Genomic DNA, 17,843 nt, shown 5'->3' on the forward strand with positions numbered 1-17,843 from the left:
AGATCGGCCACGACCGCGAAGCCGCGCCCGGCATCGCCGGCCCGGCCCGCCTCGACAGCGGCATTCATGGCCAGCACGCGGGTCTGGAAGGCGATCTTGTCGACGCCCTCGATCACCGAATCGATGCCCTTGGCGCTCTGGCTGACGCGGTCCATCGCCGCCACCGCCTCACCGGCCACGGCRCGTCCGCCCGAGACCGTGGAGAGTGCCTCGTCGGCACGGCGCACCGTCCGGGTCGAGGCCGAAGCCGAGGCCTTGAGGCGCTGGTCGATCTGCACCAGCGCGGCGGACGTTTCCTCCAGGCTGGCGGCATTGGCCTCGGTGCGGCGGGCSAGATCCTCGGAAGCCTGSGCGATTTCCGCCGAGCCGGTCTGGATGCCGCTGGCGCTGCCCGCGACCGCACCGATCATGCGGCGCAGTTCGGCCAGGGCSGCGTTGAAGTTGTCCTTCAGCGCGGCATAGCCGGCCGGGAAGGCTTCGGTGATGTCGCGCGTGAGGTCGCCCTGACGCAGGGCGTCGAGCCCGTCGCCCACGGCGCTGGTGACGATCTTCTGCTCCTCAGCCGAGCGGCGGTCGGCTTCCGCGCGGTCGGCCGCGGCCTGGCGGAAAACGTCGGCGGCGCGGGCCATGGTGCCGATCTCGTCCTCGCGGCCCAGTTCGGGAATGGCGCAGTGCTCGCCCTTGGCCAGGCGGTCCACCGCGCCCGAAAGCTTGGCTATCGGACGGCCGATGATGCCGCCGGCGGCATAGAACAGCGTGGCCAGCACCGCCGCGACGATCACCAGGCCGCCGATCACCAATTGCCAGGCCATGCTGCGTGCAGGCGCGGCAATCGTCGCCTCGGGAACGTCCAGAACCAGTGCCCAGGTGGTGTTCAGGCCTTCGAACGCGATCGGCCGGACAACGCGGCGAGTCGCCACGCCGTCCACCTCGATATCCGTCAGCACCCGCGTCTCGCCCTTGGCGATGGCCGCCTTCACCTCGTCGAGACCGGGATCGGCGTAGAGCTTGCCAAGGCGGGCGGCATCCGGGTTGGCCACCCAGATCGCGCCCGCGGAAAGCAGCATGACGCGGCCGGTACCGAAAGGCTTGAGCCTGGACAGACGTTCGGAAATGTTGCCCAGTTCCATGTCGAGCCCCGCCACGCCGATCACCTGGTCTCCCGAGCGCACCGGCTGGGTGATCGACGTCATCAGCACCGTCCGGCCGCCCGCGTCGAAAGTATAGGGGTCGAGGATGGCGCCCTCTCCGCTCTCGAACGACTGGCGGAAGAAGGGCTTGCCGTAACCTTCCATTTCGTTGTTCGGGATCTGGGCAAGCGTGCCGTCGGTCTTGACCCAATAGGGGCGGAAGTTGCCGTCCCTGCTCGATCCGGGCTGGCCGCCTTTGCCCGCGTCCGGTCCATCCCACTGGCCTGGCGCGATCATGGTCCAGGCGCCAAGCGCGACTTTCGACTTGAGAAGGTCCGTCCTCAGCACGTTCGTGGCGGTGCCGCGATCGCGCGCATTGCCGGCGTGCAGATTGCCCATGGTGGCCGCCAGGGTACGGGCGGTCGCCTCGAACGTGGCGATATCCGTCTTCACCTGGTTACCCTCGGCATCGGCCTGGGCGATGGCCGACTGGTCCGACAGCGTGCCGACGGCGGACTGCGTCTCGAAGACCACGGCGGTAAAGCCGATGACGAGCAGCACGGCGATGGCCAGTCCGGCGACCGTCATCAGCTTGCCCGCGATATGCATGCGGTTGAACACGTCTCTCATTTTCCAGCTCCAGGAATGTCTTGGCAGGCCGCGGCGGCTGCGAGGCACGGAAAGTGCGCCTCCCGCGCGGAAGACTCCCGACCGCAAACCAGGAACGGTGCTGCAAAAGCGCAAGACGGCATCGAGGTCCTCTGCTCGGACGGGAAGGCAGTCTTATTATAGGATGGTATGCCAAAGATCGGACGCAGCGATCGATTTGGCCGGATTGCGCGGCTTGCACCCGGAAATGTCGCAAAAAGGCAATTGTGAGTGCAGAATCTGCAATTGCAGGATGGCCGCAGCGGGGACATATCGCCCCTGCCTTTCAGGCATCCTCTCCCAAAACCTATTCCGGCCGGTCCTTCGGGACCGGCCTTTTTTTGTGCGCCGAAGCGGCCTTACTTGTTCTTCAGCATCTCGATGGCGATCAGCGACGCCTCGTGCACATGTTCGCGGCATGCCTTGGCCGCGGCATCCGCATTGCGGTTGGCAATGGCATCGACGATCTTGGAAAGCCGCTTGAGCCCCGCAGCCTGGCGGCCGACGACCGACAGCGTCATCGCGCGCATCTGGCTGATGCGGCTGTTGAGGCGCTGCACGATTTCCCAGGCGATCTCATGCCCGCCGGTGGTGAAGATCACCTCATAGAAATGCGTGGAGGCATTGAGCGCGGCAATCGCGTTCTTGTCATTGTGCGCCRCTTCGATCGCCGCCAGCGCCTCCCGCAGCAAGGCGACGGTTTCCGCCGAGGACCGGTCCGCGCAGGCGGCCGCCGCCGAGGACTCAAGCTGCATGCGGATCTCGTAGATCTGCTGCGCCTGTTCCGGCGAGATCGTGGAAAGGCGCGGACCGGATGGCGTGCTTTCCACCAGTCCTTCGGATTCCAGATTGCGGATGACTTCCCGGATCACCGAGCGGCTGACGCCAAGACGGTCTCCCAGGCTGCGTTCCACCAGCCGTTCGCCGGGCGCTATCTGCCCCTGCATGATGGCGTCGCGCACACGATCCAGCGCGATGAGCCTCAAAGTCTGCGGCCGCGCTTCGATCCGTTCCAAATCATCCTCCACAAAGGGTTCCGTTACTCTTGAAACTCTCATGACAAGAACCGTTGCATGTGTCTAGTCTTCTGGTATACCACCATACAACATTCCAAGGAGGTTGCCCGATGGCTCTGAAGATTCGCAAGCTCGTGTCCTATGTCGAGGAAGTCCGCATCGAAGGCGGCAAGGACGCCGCACGTCCCGTCACCACCGTTCTCGTGGCCGCTGTCGTGAAGAACCCCTGGGCCGGCCGTGACTTCGTGGAAGACCTTCAGCCCGAAATCCGCGCCTATGCCTCCGATCTCGGCGCGCTCATCGTCGAGAAGCTGACCGCGACCATCGGCGGCGCGGACAAGATCGAGGCCTATGGCAAGGCGGCCGTCGTCGGCGGCGCGGGCGAGATCGAGCATGCCTCGGCGCTGATCCACACCCTGCGCTTCGGCAACCACTACCGCGAGGCGGTGAATGCGAAGTCCTACCTCAGCTTCACCAACAAGCGCGGCGGCCAGAACACCTCGATCCAGGTGCCGATGATGCACAAGGACGACGAAGGCCAGCGTTCGCACTACATCACCGCCGAATTCGCCATTTCCGACGCCCCGCTCGATGACGAGATCGTGATCGTGCTCGGCGCTGCCGACGGTGGCCGGGTGCATCCGCGCATCGGCAATCGCTACCTCGACCTGGAAGCCATTGCCGCGGAGAAGGCCGCGCAGCAGGGCTGACGGTGGGCGCGAACCCTTTCCCGACGGCCTATGAGGACACGGGCGGAGACAATCCGCCCGTGATCCTGATCCACGGCGTCGGACTGTCGCAGGCCATGTGGAGCGCGCAGAAGACCGCGCTTCAGGATGCCTACCGCGTCATCACGCTGGACATGCTCGGGCATGGCGGAAGCGCCGCGCCGGCCGCCGATGCCGGGCTGGACGACTATGCCGACCAGGTGGCCGAACTGATGGATCATCTGGCCATCGACAAGGCGGTGCTGATCGGGTTCTCGATGGGCGCCCTGGTGGCACGCGCCTTCGCCTTTCGCTTTCCCGGCCGCCTTTCGGGCCTGATCCTGCTCAACGGCGTCTTCGACCGTTCCGAGGCCGTGCGCGCCACGATCCTGGGCCGGGTGGACGAAGTGCGGCAGGCGGGCCCCGCCGCCAATGCCGATGCCGCGATCGAGCGCTGGTTCACGCCGCAGTTCCGTGCTGCCCAGCCCGGCTATATCGCCGACTTGCGCGCCCATATGGCGGGCAACGACCATCACGGCTACCTCACGTCCTATGGCCTTTTCGCCAGCCAGGACAATTTCGGCGCCGACCGCCTCGGCGAGATCGCGGTGCCCACGCTGGTCGCCACCGGGGAGTTCGATGTCGGCTCCACGCCCGAGATGACCCGCAAACTGGCGGCCCGCATCCCCGGCGCGCAAGCCGAAATCATTGCGCAGGCGCGCCACATGATGCCGGTGGAAATGCCGGAAGAAACCAATGCCCTGCTCCTGGGCTACCTCGCTACGATCACCCAGGCGCCCATAACTGCCGGAGAGGCTTCATGACGACACGGAAATTCCAGATGCTGGTGGACGGCGCGTGGATCGACGCTGCTTCCGGCCGGACTTATGAATCGCGCAATCCCGCGACCGGCCAGGTCTGGTCGGTCCTGCCCGATGCCGACGAAGCCGACGCCGACCGCGCCGTGCGCGCTGCCGATGCCGCGTTCCGCAGCGCGGCATGGCGCGCCCTCACTGCCACCGCGCGCGGCAAGCTGCTGCGCCGCCTGGGCGACCTGATCGCCGAGCATGCGGGCGAACTGGCCGAACTGGAAACGCAGGACAACGGCAAGCTCATCCGCGAGACGCGTGGGCAACTGGCCTATCTGCCCGAATTCTTCCACTACAGTGCCGGTCTGGCCGACAAGCTGGAAGGCAGCACCCTGCCGATCGACAAGGCGGACATGTTCGCCTTCACCGTGCCCGAGCCGCTGGGCGTCGTTGCCGCGATCATTCCCTGGAACAGCCCGCTCTACCTGACCGCGATCAAGCTGGCCCCAGCGCTCGCCGCCGGGAACACCCTGGTCATCAAGCCTTCGGAACATGCCTCCGCCAGCATCCTGCGCTTCGCCGCGCTGGTCGCGGAAGCAGGGTTCCCCGCGGGCGTGGTCAATGTCGTGACCGGGCTTGGCCCCAGCGCCGGTGCTGCCCTCACCCGGCACCCGCTCGTGCGCCGCATCGCCTTCACCGGCGGACCTTCGACCGCGCGGCACGTCATCAAGGCCAGTGCCGAGAACTTCGCCAAGCTGTCGCTGGAACTGGGCGGCAAGTCCGCCAACATCGTGTTCGACGATGCCGACCTGCAGAGCGCGGTGAACGGCGCCGTCGCGGGTGTCTATGCCGCCTCGGGCCAGAGCTGCGTCGCCGGTTCGCGGCTGCTGGTGCAGGACGGCATCTACGATCGCTTCGTTGCCGCGCTGACCGAGCGGATGTCCCGCATCCGTATCGGCGATCCGCTCGACCCGGATTCGGACATGGGCCCCATGGCCACCGAACAGCAGCTCGGCGTGGTCGAGAGCATGGTCGGCCGCGCCCGCGAGGAAGGCGCCGAAGTGCTGGCCGGTGGCCAGCGCCACGCCGGCCGCGAGGGCTGGTATTACGAGCCGACCCTCCTTGCGTGCAGCTCCGACCAGCTCGACGTGGTGCAGAACGAAGTGTTCGGTCCCGTCGCCGCGATCATGCGCTTCTCGGACGACGCCGAAGCGCTCGCGCTGGCCAACGGCACCGAATACGCCCTGGCCGCGGGCATCTGGACGCGCGACATCGGCCGCGCACACCGCTTCGCCCGCGACGTCCATGCCGGGATCGTCTGGGTGAACACTTACCGCGCGGTCTCCGCCATGGCGCCGATCGGCGGCTTCGGCGCAAGCGGTTACGGACGCGAGGGCGGCATCCATGCCGTGCTCGACTACACCGAACTGAAGACCGTCTGGGTCAACCTGTCGGAACAGCCGATGGGCGACCCCTTCGTGATGCGGTGAGAGGAGATAGCGACATGACGACAAGCGCAATCGATCCGGCCGAATTCCGCAAGGCCATGGCCGAATTCCCATCGGGTGTCACGGTCGTGACCGCCCTCGACGAGCAAGGCGCCCTGGTGGGCTTTACCGCCAGCGCCTTCACCTCGCTGTCGCTGGACCCGCCGCTGGTGCTGGTGTGCCCGGCCCTGACTTCCGCCACTTATCCGCACCTCGTGCGCGGCGGGCGTTTCGCGATACACATCCTCGCGGCCGAGCAGCAGGCGCTCGCCATGGCCTTCGCCTCGAAGGGCACGGACAAAGTGGCGGCACTGGAATGGACGCTGAGCGATCTCGGCAACCCGCTGCTCCAGGGCGCCAGCTGCGTGCTCGAATGCAGCCTCTGGCGCGAATACGAAGGCGGTGACCATGCCATTCTCGTGGGCGAAGTGCTGCGCATAGACCGCTGCGAAAGCGGCGTGCTGCTTTATCACCGCGGGCAGATGAGCAATCACGCTCACCTGGAAAAGGAGGTCGCGGGCGCATGACGATCCGGGATCTTCACCCCTTCCGCGATCAGGCTTTCGTCGGCGGGATCTGGACCGTATCGCTGGATACGGTGCCGGTGACCGACCCGGCGACCGGCGAGGTCATCGCGCAAGTGCCCTACCTCGGCGCGGCCGAAACCCGGACCGCCATCGAGGCGGCGGAGCAGGCGCAAGCCGAATGGCGCGCCCGGCCCGCAGGCGAGCGTGCCGACCTGCTGCTGCGCTGGCATGCGCTGCTCCTGGAGCACCAGGAAGCACTCGCGGCCATCCTCACCGCCGAACAGGGCAAGCCGCTGGCAGAAGCGCGCGGCGAAGTGCTCTATGCCGCCAGCTTCGTGCGCTGGTTCGCGGAAGAAGCGCGGCGGATCGAGGGCGAAGTGATCCCCGCGCCCCGTTCGAACCAGCGCATCCTGGTCTGGAGCGAGCCGGTGGGCGTCGTCGCCGCGATCACGCCGTGGAACTTCCCGGCGGCCATGGTGACCCGCAAGGTCGCCCCGGCGCTTGCGGCGGGCTGCGCGATCATCGTCAAGCCCGCGCCGGAAACCCCGCTGACGGCGCTCGCCCTGGCGGCGCTGGCCGAGGAAGCGGGCCTGCCCGCCGGGCTGCTCAGCGTCATCACCGGTGAAGCCGCTGCCATCGGCGAGGCTTTCATGAGCAGCGATGTCGTGCGCAAGCTCTCCTTCACCGGCTCTACCGGGGTGGGACGCAAGCTCTACGAACAGTCCGCGCCCACGTTGAAGCGGCTCTCGCTGGAACTGGGCGGAAACGCGCCGTTCCTGGTGTTCGACGATGCCGATATCGATGCGGCCGTGGAAGGGGCATTGCTGGGCAAGTACCGCAATGCCGGGCAGACCTGCGTCTGCGTGAACCGCTTCCTCGTGCAGGACGGCATCCATGACGCCTTCGTCGAGCGGCTTCGGCAGCGGGTCGAGGGCCTGGTCCTCGGCCGCGGCACGGATGCGGGCGTGACAATCGGTCCGCTCATCAATGCGCGCGCCGTCGAGAAAGTGGAGCAGCATGTGGCGGATGCCGTCGCCCGCGGCGGACGTCTGCTGGCGGGTGGAACGCGGCAGGAAGGCCTGTTTTTCCCGCCCACGCTGATCGCCGACGTTCCGCGCGATGCGCTGGTCGCCTCGGAGGAAACCTTCGGGCCTCTCGCCGCCGTAATCCGCTTCGAGACCGAGGAAGAGGCGATCCGTCTGGCCAACGATACCGAGTTCGGTCTGGCCGCCTATGCCTATACCCGCGACATCGGACGCGCCATGCGCGTCGCCGGAGCCCTGGAATACGGCATGGTCGGGCTGAACGAGGCAGCGATCTCCACCGAAGTCGCCCCGTTCGGCGGGATCAAGGCCTCAGGCATGGGCCGCGAAGGCTCCCGCCACGGCATCACCGACTATCTCGAACTGAAATACGTGATGATGGGCGGGCTTTAACCCCCACGTTACGGACCCTTGGGTCGCAACAGAGAAGCGCCGGCATCCATGAGGATGCCGGCGCTTTTTCGTTTCCCGGATCATGACATCTTGAACAGGATGCCTTTGCGCATCAACGCCGTGCGTCAGCCTTGCGCGTCGATCTCCGCAAAGACCTCGCGGGCGAGGCGGAAGCTGTCCACCCCGGCCGGGATCCCCACGTAGACGGCGATCTGCAACAGCACTTCGCGGATCTCCTCACGCGTCAGGCCATTGGTCAGCGCGCCGCGAATATGCGCCTTGAACTCGTGGCTGCGGTTGAGCGCCGCGATCATGCCCAGGTTCAGGATCGAGCGGCTGCGACGGTCGAGACCGGGCCGGTTCCAGATTTCGTCCCAGCAGTACTTCGTCGTCAGTTCCTGCATGGCCCAGTTGAAATCGTCCGCGCCGTCGAGCGCCTTGTCGACATAGGCATCGCCCAGCACTTCACGCCGCGTAGCGAGGCCGCGTTCGAACTTTTCGTCCTGCGGTCTATCGGTCATCCTGTTCCAGTCCTTCCACGATCACGATTTCCACTTCGGCCGCGCCTTCGCGCGCGGCGCGCGCGGCGCTGTATTCGGGCGAGGCATGGCAGGCCAGCGCAGCCTCCATGCTGGGAAACTCTATCACGACCGTGCGCTCGAAAGGCTCCGGCCCTTCGAGCGCCACCGAACGACCGCCCCGCGACAACAGCTTTCCGCCATTGGCGATCAGGGCGGCCGGTCCAAGGGCCATGTAACCGGCGTAAGCCTGCGGGTCCGTCACATTGACCCGGGCGATCCAGTAGGCCTTGGCCATCGCGGTCAGGCGAAGGCCGGAAGGACGTGGTCGATGAACAGGCGCAGCGATTCGCGCTTTTCCTCGAACGAGAGGCTGTTATCGACCCAGATGCTGTACTCGTCGACGCCCAGCGCCTCGTAGCTCTTCAGGCGCTCGATCAGCTCGTCCGGCTTGCCGATCATGACGTTCTTGCGCAGCGTCTCGGGCACGTACTCGGGGAACTTCTCCGGGTTGATCGGCGGAACGGCGGTCTGGAAACCGTTGACCGGCGGCGTCTTGTTGCCGAACCAGGCGCCGAACGAGCGGAAGAAGAACGAGATGCCTTCCGCCGCGGCCTGCCAGTCATCATCGCCGGTATGGACGTGGGCATGCTGCAGCACCATGATCCGGGGGCGCTCGGTGATCTGCGGCGCGGCTTCGATGGCGTTCTCGAACTTCGTCATGAGATCGGCCACTTCGGCATCGCCCTTGGCGAGCGGGGTCACCATCACGTTGCAGCCGTTGGCGACGGCGAACTTGTGCGAATCGGGATCGCGCGCGGCGATCCACAGCGGCGGGCGGGCCTGGATCGGCTTGGGCACGCTGGTGGAAGTGGGGAACTTCCAGATCTCGCCGTCATGCTCGACATCGCCTTCCCAAAGGGGCTGGAGCAGCGGCACCATCTCGCGCAGGTACTTGCCGCCGTCCGTCGCGGATACGCCGTTGAGCATGCGATCGAATTCGAACTGATAGGCGCCGCGCGCCAGCCCCACTTCGGCACGGCCGTTGCTGATCACGTCCAGCAGGGCGGCTTCGCCGGCCATGCGAATCGGGTGCCAGAACGGCGCAATGAAGGTACCCGCGCCCAGGCGGATGCGGCTGGTTCGCCCGGCCACGGCCGAGAGCAGCGGAATCGGGTTCGGCGAGATGGTATATTCCATCGCGTGGTGCTCGCCGATCCAGACTTTGTCCATGCCGCCAGCCTCGGCCATGTCGCACAATTCAAGCAATTCTTCGAAGAGCTTATGGTGCGAGACCGAGGCGTCGTAACGCTCCATGTGCAGAAAGATCGAGAACTTCATCATCCATCCTTTTCCCAGCCTCGCTCGTGGCGGGGCTTAAAATTTCTCTTGCGACTCGCTCGAAGCAAGAATACCGTCCGATGGTATACCACAAAAACGATGGTGCAAGAGGATAACTGAAGCATGGGTAAAGCGGGTGATACCTCGGCCGGGGTGATCGAGGAAAACAGCATCGGCTTCGTGCCGCTGGCGGAACGGCACGGAAAAGTGCGCGATCTCTTCACGCTTTGGTTCACGACCAATATCGCGCCGCTGCCGGTGGTGACGGGCGCCATGGCGGTGCAGGTCTATCACCTGCCCTTGACCTGGGGCATTTCCGCGATCGTGCTGGGCCACCTCGTAGGTGCTCTGGTGCTGGGTGCCTGTTCCGCGCAGGGCCCGCAGATGGGCCTGGCGCAGATGATCCAGAGCCGCGGGCAGTTCGGCCGCTACGGCGCGCTGCTGGTGGTAACGTTCGCCACCCTGCTCTACGTCGGCTTCTTCATCTCCAACATCGTGCTGGCCGCAAAGTCGGTCCATGCGCTGCAGCCCGCGGTGGGCCTGCCAGTCGGCGCCGTGCTTTGCGCCCTGGCCGCAGCCGGGATCGGCATCCTGGGCTACAACGTGATCCACATGCTCAACCGTGTCGGCATGTGGTTCATGGGGGCCGGGCTGATCTTCGCCTTCGTCAACCTCGTGGCGCTCATGCCGGCCGGTCTCTGGACCCAGGGCCAGGGCTCGGCGATCGGCTGGCTGGCGATGTTCTCGCTCGCCGCGGTCTGGCACATTTCCTATGCCTGCTACACCTCGGACTATTCGCGCTACCTGCCGCCCAGCGTCGGCATTCGCGCGCCCTTCCTGGCCAGCTTCGCAGGCGCCGCCCTCGGCGCGGGCGCCTCGTTCACCCTGGGCGCGGTAGCCGTGGCCGGTGCGCCGGCGAACGCCGACCCGATGGCCATCGTCAGCGGCGCCACCGGCATGCTGGCACCGGTGCTGATGGCGCTGTTCGTCTTCAACATCATCAGCCACAACGCCCTCAACATCTACGGTGCCGTACTGTCCCTCATCACCATGGCGCAGACGTTCTTCGCCTCCTGGCAGCCGGGCCGCAAGGCGCGCGTGGTGCTGTCCACCCTGGTGCTGGCCGGCTGCCTGGCCGTGGCGACGACTTCTGCGGACGACTTCGTGCCCCGCTTCATCGGCTTCGTCATCGGCCTGATGGTCGTCCTGGCGCCCTGGGCCACGATCAACATCGTCGACTTCTACTTCATCCGTAAGGGCCGCTATGACATCGACTCGTTCTTCCGCGCCGACGGCGGCATCTACGGCCTGATCGACTTGCGGGCGGCCGCGGCCTACGTCGCAGGCATCGCGGTGCAGCTGCCCTTCCTGGCGAGCAGCATCTACACCGGCCCCTTCGCCAAGGCGCTGGACGGCGTGGACGTGGGCTGGCTGATCGCACCGGCCGTCACCACGGCGGTCTACCTGGCGCTCGGCGCGGGACGGAAGGCGGATCTCGCCGCCGCCCCCTGCCCGGCCGAATGAACACGCACACCTGGGAGAGCGACATGGCCACGATAGCCCTGGAGCATGAGAACAAGAGCTTCCTCTCGACTGCGGAGGAAATCATCGACGAGGCGCGAAACGGCCGCATGTTCATCCTCGTCGATGACGAGGACCGCGAGAACGAGGGGGACCTCGTCATCCCCGCGCAGATGGCCACGCCCGAGAAGATCAACTTCATGGCGCGCTACGGCAAGGGACTGATCTGCCTGGCCATGACCGAAAGCCGCGTCAGCCAGCTCGGCATCGGCCTGATGAGCGCCCGCAACGGCACGAAGCACGGCACCGCCTTCACCACTTCGATCGAGGCCCGCGTCGGCGTTACCACCGGCATTTCGGCGGCGGACCGCGCGCGGACCATCGCCGTCGCCATCGACGGGACCAAGGGCAGCGACGAAATCGTCACGCCCGGCCACGTCTTCCCCCTCATCGCCCGCGAAGGCGGTGTGCTGGTGCGGGCGGGCCATACCGAGGCGGCCGTCGATGTCGCCAGGCTGGCGGGCCTCAACCCCTCGGGCGTGATCTGCGAGATCATGAAAGAGGACGGCACGATGGCACGGCTCGACGACCTCATCGCCTTTTCCCGGCTCTACGGCCTCAAGGTCGGAACGATCCGCGACCTCATCGCCTATCGTCGCCGCCATGACACCCTGGTGGAGCGTACCGCACAGGCCAGTTTCCACAGCCGCTGGGGCGGAGACTGGCAGGCCATCACCTACCGCAACCGCGCCACGGACACGGAACAGATCGCGCTCGTGAAAGGCAGGATCGACCCGAGCAGGCCGACGCTCGTGCGCATGCATGTGATTTCCACGCTCACCGACATCTTCGCCGCGCAGAGCAGCGGATCGGGCGTGCTCGAAAGCGCCATGCAGGCGATTGCCGAAGAAGGTGCGGGCGTGGTGATCGCCATCAACCGGGCACGCAACGATCGCTTCACCATGGCCCTGAAGGCGCAGGCGGGCACGCTCTCTCCCGCCGACATGGACGAACTGCGCGACTACGGCGTGGGCGCCATGATCCTGACGGACCTCGGCATCGAGAAGATGACGCTGCTGACCAATACGCACCGAACTCCGGTGGCGCTGGCAGGCTACGGCCTCTCCATCGAAGGCGAGCGGCCAATAAAACCGGGACTCTGAAGCCGGAGCGCCCAGGCGCCGCCTAAAACGCATATTCGACATTCCCGTCATCCTCGCTGCGGCCGCCCTGTCGCCAAGGAAGAGTCATGCTCCCCGTTCTCGTCCCCGTCGTCCTGGCCGCATCCGCGCCGGGCACCCTCGATCATGCGCCTGCCGACTGCACTGCATCCGCAGACAGCTGCGCCGCACAGGTCGCCGTCTCCTCGGCCAACCCCGGGCCCGCCCCTGGAGTTGCGGCTGCGGAAACGCCGAAGGTCGAAGCGGCGCCGCCCGCACCTCCGGCTGAAGCCGCAACCAAAGCCAAGCTCAAGATCGGTGCCGCCCTGCGCGGCCGCTATGACCTGCGCTTCAACGATGTCGGCAGCGCGGGCCAGCGCCGGACGTCCAGCCACTTGTCGTTCGATACCCTGGCCTTGACGGCCGACTACGATTCCACGCGCTTCTTCGGCGCGGCCCAGTACCGCGTCTATGGCGGCAGCTTCATCTACGGCAAGAACGGCGGTTACGACGGCCATGTCGGCGAAGTGAACTTCCTGATGTACGCCTATGCCGGCGCCAAGCTCAACGCGACGGACAGCGTGACCGTGGGCGTACAGCCCGTGCCTTTCGACGACCGCTACTGGGGCTCGTCGATCCTCGACGATCTCGGCTTCGTCTACGGCATGGAAGAGACCTACAACCTTGGCATGAAGTTCAAGCGCCAGACCGCGGACTACCGCGTGGAACTGGGCTTCTTCCCGTCAAGCGGACCCAATGGCATGGGCATCAGCACCGATTCCTCGCGCTATTCCACGAACATCGCCAAGGCCGACAGCTACGTTCCGGACGGTTCGCGCAATGATGAGCGCAAGATGATCGTCGGCAACGTCCAGTACGCGCTTGTGAACAACCAGGACACCACGCTGAAAGCGACCGCCTCGGCCTGGATTTCCAGCATCTACAATTTCGACACCGATAAGGAGGGCAGCAAGCACCTGTTCGCCTTCAGCCTGACGGGCAGCCACGGCCCGTGGAGCGCCAAGGCCCTGGTCGCGCGGCAGGATATCGACCCACGCAACCCCGGCCGCAACGACATGATCTCGGTCGGCGGCTTCGACGGAAGCTATAACATCGCCGCCAAAGGCACTTACGCCTTCGGCGAGATCGGCCGCACGATCGACACCGGCAAGCTGCCCTTCGACCTGCTCGTCTACGCCAATTACGGCCGCTTCATGAAGGACGCCGCCGGCTTCCGCGACAGCGAGCGCTTCGATCTCGGCGCCGTATGGACGGCCAAGGACAAAGGCAGGATCAAGGTCTTCTCCGAGTTCCTGCTCGGTCGGAACGATCCCTATGTCGGCGCCGGCCAGTTCATTTCCGGTGCAGCCCAGGGCGGCGACGACAGGTTCAAGGCGGCCTTCATGATGATCTTCGGCTACTATTTCTGACCCGCCCGATGCGGTCATCCCTTGCAGTGTTCGGCCGCATGGGGTGGCCGCAGGTCTTTGACTTCGAACCGGAATATGCCGCGACAGCGTAGGACATCAGCGCAAGAATACGCGTGCACGCGGGTCCTCTGATCCTACGCGCTACATGCAAACACACGCCCCCCGCGACGCCGAAAGCACCCCGGCAAGGCGGCGCGCACAGAGCAGGCGATCTCTCAAAGTGTAGCAAATCGGCATCGGTCTGCGGATCGCTCCGGACAAAATCCCGCAACAGTTCGATGTGATGTTGTAACATGTCGTTAGCAGGACTACCCGATGGCCGCCCGGGCACGGAAACGTCCGCGGGCGCAATGGTACGTTATACCGTCCCATATCATTGACAGCATAAAGGCCCCGCCATGAGACTTCGATTGCTTTCCAGCAGCGCCCTCGCCCTCTTCGCGCTCCCCGCGCTCGCACATGCGCAAGCCGAACCTGCAGACCGCAGCACGAACGGTGACGCAGATGGCTACCATCACAGCACCGGCTCCGACATCGTCGTGACCGGCGTGCTGCCGACGAAGCGCCAGGACATGCTGTCGAGCGTCGCCGTCGTGGAAGGCAAGGAACTTACCCAGGCGATCCGTCCCTCGATCGGCGAAACGCTCCAGCACGAACCGGGCGTTTCCGCCAGTTCCTTCGGCCCCAGCGCCTCGCGTCCGATCCTGCGCGGGCTGCAGGGTGAGCGGGTGCGCGTGCTGACCAACGGCCTTGGTTCGATCGACGTCTCCAACACCTCGGTCGATCACGCCGTCGTCGTCAATCCGCTGCTGGCCGAACGCATCGAGGTGCTACGCGGACCGCAGTCGCTGCTCTATGGCTCGTCGGCCATCGGCGGTGTCGTCAATGTGATCGACAAGCGCATTCCGACCTCGGTTCCCGACGAGGCGATCCACCTGGGCGCCATCGCGACATACGGATCGGCCGCCGACGAGCGTTCCACCGCCGGATCCGCCGACGTGCGCCTCTCCAGCCAGTGGGTTGCCCATGTCGACGGCAGCTACCTCAAGAGTGACGACATGCGCATCGGCGGCCACGCGCTCACCCCGGCGCTGCGCCGGCAGGCACTCGCCTCCAGCCTCCTGCCTGCCGATCCGAGCGATGAGGAGCCCATCGATTTCGCAGCCAACGCCGCCGTCAAGGGCAAGCTCCCGAATTCGGGCGCCAAGACCTGGACCGCCGGTGCCGGGCTCGCCTATATCGGCGACGGCGGTAACATCGGCCTGTCCTACAGCCACTACGACAGCCTCTACGGCGTTCCGATCCGCTTCGCGACAGAGGCCGGCCAGGAGCAGGAAGCGCCGCGGCTCAGCATGAAACAGGACCGCGTGGACCTGCGCGCGGAAGTCGATGGCTACGGCAAGATCCTGGACAAGGTCTCGCTGCGGCTAGGCTATGCGGACTATTCCCATGCCGAACTGGAGGAAGACGGCGAAGTCGGCACCACTTTCTACAACAAGGGCATGGAAGGCCGCCTGGAATTCACCCAGGCCCAGCACGGCGCCTGGCGCGGCGCCACCGGCATCCAGTTGTTCAACCGCGACTTCAACGTGATCGGCGAAGAGGCTTTCCTGCCGAAGAACTCGACCACGCAAGTCGGCCTCTTCACGCTCCAGCAGCTCGATTACGGCGCGCTGAAGTTCGAGGCCGGCGCCCGCTTCGAGCACACCGCCCTGTCGGGCCAGCCCGTAGGGGACCAGGCCCAGTTCTTCGGCGGCAAGCGTAACTTCGATGCCTTCTCCGGCTCGCTCGGCGCCTCCTACGGCCTCACGCAGGACTGGCGCATCGGCCTGAACCTCTCCCGCACCGAACGCGCACCGGCCGCCGAGGAACTCTTCGCCAACGGACCCCATGCCGGCACCGAGGCCTACGAACTGGGCGATCCCGATTTCAGGCTGGAGAAATCATGGGGCGTGGAAGCCGTCCTGCGCGGCAGCGGCGAGAACTACACGTTCGAAGCCTCGGCCTATCACACCTGGTTCTCGAACTTCATCTACGAGGACCTTACCGGCGATGTCGAAGACGGACTGCCCGTCTACGCCTTCCGCCAGGCCGATGCACGCTACTACGGCTTCGAGGCGCAGGGCACCTTGACGCTGGCGAAGATCGGCAGCGCCCGGATCGTGGCCGATGCGCTGGGCGACTATGTCCACGCCAACATCGTGAACGTCGGCGCCGCCCCGCGCATACCACCACTCCGAGTTCTCGGTGGCCTCGGGGTTCAGACGCCCAAGGTCGACGTGCGCGGCGAAGTCGAACATGTCTGGGCGCAGAAGCGCATCTCGGAGTTCGAAACCACCACGCCGGGCTTCACCATGGTCAATGCCGAAGTGAACTTCCGCCCCTGGGGCAACGAACGACCGCTCAGCTTCGCGCTGTCGGCCAACAACATCTTCGACGTCGTCGCCCGCCGCGCCGCGTCGTTCCTCAAGGATTACGCCCCGCTCAGCGGCCGCGACATTCGCGTGACCGCCCGCCTGAACTTCTGAGCCATCGGTGAGGGACGGCACCAGGTCGTCCCTCACCCGCCCGCATCGTGGAGGATGTCTCGAAAAACGGGCGGAAGACCCGGCGCAACGGCGAACTCGTGCGGCTGGTCGAAGACCTGCTCAAGCAGGCCTCAGCCCCCGCGTCCGCCTACGACCTGGCGCGCCTTGCCGGCGAAAGAGAAGAACGGCTCTATCCCGCACAAGTCTATCGCGCGCTTGCCGAACTGGTCCGGCAGGGCCGCGTCCGGCGGATCGAGGCGCTCAACGCCTATTGCCCGACCCTATCCACCCCCGGCGCGATCGTATTTGTCTGCAACGATTGCAGCCGGGCGTTCCAGCACGACCACCCCGAGATAGACACAGCGCTCCGCCTCGCCCTGGAAAACCACGGCCTTCGCCTCGACCGGCTGATTGTCGAGGCAACCGGAAAATGCAACGAATGCCGCCAGCAGACGAGCGACACCCGCTCCTGACAAGGTGTCTGCGGCGGGGAAGCGGACAGGCCGTCAGCGTGTCGTGACCACACCACATCCAGCATTGCCTCGGCATCCGCCAACCATTGCCGCCTCGCTCCGAGCAGGCTTTCCTCCGCTGCGATTTCCAAACCTGATGATCTCGATCATCGGCCGCATACGCTTGCCCGAAATGCGCGAGCGGCGACTCCGCTCGCATGACAGCGCGCTATCTTGCGTAGGATCCCTTGGCATGGTCCGCCTACCTCCATCAAAGCGCCAAACGCTGGACGACAGCAATCGCCTGGCGAGGCATAATGCAGCCGGTCGCCCGGGCAACTTGGCCATGACGGTATCGAATGTCATCAAACGCACCGATCGCGGCGTCGCCAGAATACGCGAGCGCGTCTTGCCGCCGTTGGGTGACTGGAACACCTGTCGGCTCGAACGCTGATCTGTGCAGGTATCCCTTGAGCGGGTTGATCTGCGGTGATTGAGACCATGCTTTATAGCCGACCACCGGCGTTTTCTGGCGGTTTAAGTGCGTGACAAATTCTGGGACAGCCCATCTGCCACCTGCGCCGGGCCTGGCTCGGGCGCAATTAAATGGCCCGCCGGGGCGTTTGCGAAGGGGCGCCAGCAACTTCAGCTTCAGAAGCTGCGCGGCATATCCAGCGTGACCTTTGCGGCAACACGCAGCCTAGAGCCCACCATGCTATCGGCCGCGTGATCGACCGTTCATCCCAGCCTGCGAGGGAGTCGATGCGATCCGGGCCTCCGCGGATTCTCCAGCGCGTGCGGGGGTATCTTCTGTCGGCGATGAGTTCGGAAGGACCAAGGCCCGGTTGCCGGGCGCGTCGGCGTAAAGCCAACTGCACGCGCGAGATGACGTCCCTGCGGCGTGCTCCCCTCTCGGGTTCTGCTGGCGCGTGTGCGGCGCCAAGGCGCGCGCATACCTGGGCTGTTGTGTGTGGGGGGGGTTATGTTCATGGTTGCGGGGGCAGGATTTGAACCTGCGACCTTCAGGTTATGAGCCTGACGAGCTACCGGGCTGCTCCACCCCGCGTCACCATTGAGGGCTGAGCGTGTCAGCCTTGAAGCGTGTTTTGTTGTCTGTTCCGGGCGGTGCCGGC

General features: G+C 65.7%; 15 protein-coding genes and 1 tRNA gene. 10 read left to right on the forward strand and 6 right to left on the reverse strand.

From position 1 onward, the window contains the following. Positions 1–1,760, reverse strand: a 1,760-nt coding sequence (locus AB4Z00_RS25955; protein ID WP_442047823.1) for a methyl-accepting chemotaxis protein, incomplete at its 3' end; no start/stop codon positions are given. A gap of 377 nt (positions 1,761–2,137) precedes the next feature. Beyond that, the gene (locus tag AB4Z00_RS25960; protein ID WP_442047824.1) at positions 2,138–2,794 is read right to left on the reverse strand and encodes a GntR family transcriptional regulator; all 657 of its coding nucleotides are present in this window, start codon (positions 2,792–2,794) and stop codon (positions 2,138–2,140) included. A gap of 110 nt (positions 2,795–2,904) precedes the next feature. Here AB4Z00_RS25960 and AB4Z00_RS25965 point away from each other — a divergent pair, with 110 nt between their 5' ends. From AB4Z00_RS25965 to AB4Z00_RS25985, 5 genes are read left to right on the forward strand one after another with little or no spacing between them, the layout of a single operon-like run. Beyond that, positions 2,905–3,504: an amino acid synthesis family protein gene (locus tag AB4Z00_RS25965; RefSeq protein ID WP_132266109.1), complete on the forward strand. Its 600-nt coding sequence runs from the start codon at positions 2,905–2,907 to the stop codon at positions 3,502–3,504. A gap of 2 nt (positions 3,505–3,506) precedes the next feature. Further along, the gene (locus AB4Z00_RS25970) at positions 3,507–4,325 is read left to right on the forward strand and encodes an alpha/beta fold hydrolase (protein WP_442047825.1); all 819 of its coding nucleotides are present in this window, start codon (positions 3,507–3,509) and stop codon (positions 4,323–4,325) included. Next, the gene (locus AB4Z00_RS25975) at positions 4,322–5,800 is read left to right on the forward strand and encodes an aldehyde dehydrogenase (protein ID WP_442047826.1); all 1,479 of its coding nucleotides are present in this window, start codon (positions 4,322–4,324) and stop codon (positions 5,798–5,800) included. Before AB4Z00_RS25970 ends, AB4Z00_RS25975 begins: the two co-directional genes overlap by 4 nt. Before the next feature lie 14 nt (positions 5,801–5,814). Then, the gene (locus AB4Z00_RS25980; RefSeq protein ID WP_132266112.1) at positions 5,815–6,324 is read left to right on the forward strand and encodes a flavin reductase family protein; all 510 of its coding nucleotides are present in this window, start codon (positions 5,815–5,817) and stop codon (positions 6,322–6,324) included. Further along, positions 6,321–7,760, forward strand: a complete 1,440-nt coding sequence (locus AB4Z00_RS25985; protein WP_442047827.1) for an NAD-dependent succinate-semialdehyde dehydrogenase — start codon at positions 6,321–6,323, stop codon at positions 7,758–7,760. The genes AB4Z00_RS25980 and AB4Z00_RS25985 overlap by 4 nt, the downstream gene beginning before the upstream one ends. Positions 7,761–7,885: 125 nt before the next feature. Here the strand turns inward: AB4Z00_RS25985 and AB4Z00_RS25990 are convergent, their stop codons facing one another. The 3 genes from AB4Z00_RS25990 to AB4Z00_RS26000 are packed head-to-tail and all read right to left on the reverse strand — an operon-like array spanning position 7,886 to position 9,619. Next, complete coding sequence (locus AB4Z00_RS25990; protein WP_132266121.1) at positions 7,886–8,281, reverse strand: carboxymuconolactone decarboxylase family protein; 396 nt, start codon at positions 8,279–8,281, stop codon at positions 7,886–7,888. Beyond that, the gene (locus AB4Z00_RS25995; protein WP_134096368.1) at positions 8,271–8,576 is read right to left on the reverse strand and encodes a DUF1330 domain-containing protein; all 306 of its coding nucleotides are present in this window, start codon (positions 8,574–8,576) and stop codon (positions 8,271–8,273) included. Before AB4Z00_RS25995 ends, AB4Z00_RS25990 begins: the two co-directional genes overlap by 11 nt. A gap of 5 nt (positions 8,577–8,581) precedes the next feature. Continuing rightward, a complete protein-coding gene (locus AB4Z00_RS26000; protein ID WP_134096367.1) occupies positions 8,582–9,619 on the reverse strand; it encodes an LLM class flavin-dependent oxidoreductase in 1,038 nt (345 codons plus the stop codon). A gap of 123 nt (positions 9,620–9,742) precedes the next feature. On the opposite strand from AB4Z00_RS26000, the gene AB4Z00_RS26005 reads away from it, so the two are divergent. The 5 genes from AB4Z00_RS26005 (at position 9,743) to AB4Z00_RS26025 (ending at position 16,731) form a co-directional block, all read left to right on the forward strand. Continuing rightward, positions 9,743–11,143 carry a purine-cytosine permease family protein gene (locus AB4Z00_RS26005; RefSeq protein WP_132266125.1) on the forward strand — a complete coding sequence of 467 codons (1,401 nt, stop codon included), beginning with the start codon at positions 9,743–9,745 and terminating at the stop codon, positions 11,141–11,143. A gap of 23 nt (positions 11,144–11,166) precedes the next feature. Beyond that, the gene (ribB, locus tag AB4Z00_RS26010) at positions 11,167–12,303 is read left to right on the forward strand and encodes a 3,4-dihydroxy-2-butanone-4-phosphate synthase (protein ID WP_442047828.1); all 1,137 of its coding nucleotides are present in this window, start codon (positions 11,167–11,169) and stop codon (positions 12,301–12,303) included. Between the two features lie 86 nt (positions 12,304–12,389). Next, a complete protein-coding gene (locus AB4Z00_RS26015; RefSeq protein ID WP_442047829.1) occupies positions 12,390–13,730 on the forward strand; it encodes a hypothetical protein in 1,341 nt (446 codons plus the stop codon). A 398-nt stretch (positions 13,731–14,128) separates the two neighbouring features. After that, positions 14,129–16,258, forward strand: coding sequence for a TonB-dependent receptor (locus tag AB4Z00_RS26020; RefSeq protein WP_442047830.1), 2,130 nt, complete (start codon positions 14,129–14,131; stop codon positions 16,256–16,258). 98 nt (positions 16,259–16,356) lie between these two features. Then, the gene (locus AB4Z00_RS26025) at positions 16,357–16,731 is read left to right on the forward strand and encodes a Fur family transcriptional regulator (RefSeq protein ID WP_442047831.1); all 375 of its coding nucleotides are present in this window, start codon (positions 16,357–16,359) and stop codon (positions 16,729–16,731) included. A gap of 968 nt (positions 16,732–17,699) precedes the next feature. Here the strand turns inward: AB4Z00_RS26025 and AB4Z00_RS26030 are convergent. Then, positions 17,700–17,776, reverse strand: a tRNA-Met gene (locus tag AB4Z00_RS26030). Positions 17,777–17,843 lie beyond the last annotated feature (67 nt).

The organism is Novosphingobium sp. YAF33, from assembly GCF_052113265.1.
Taxonomy (GTDB): Bacteria; Pseudomonadota; Alphaproteobacteria; order Sphingomonadales; family Sphingomonadaceae; genus Novosphingobium.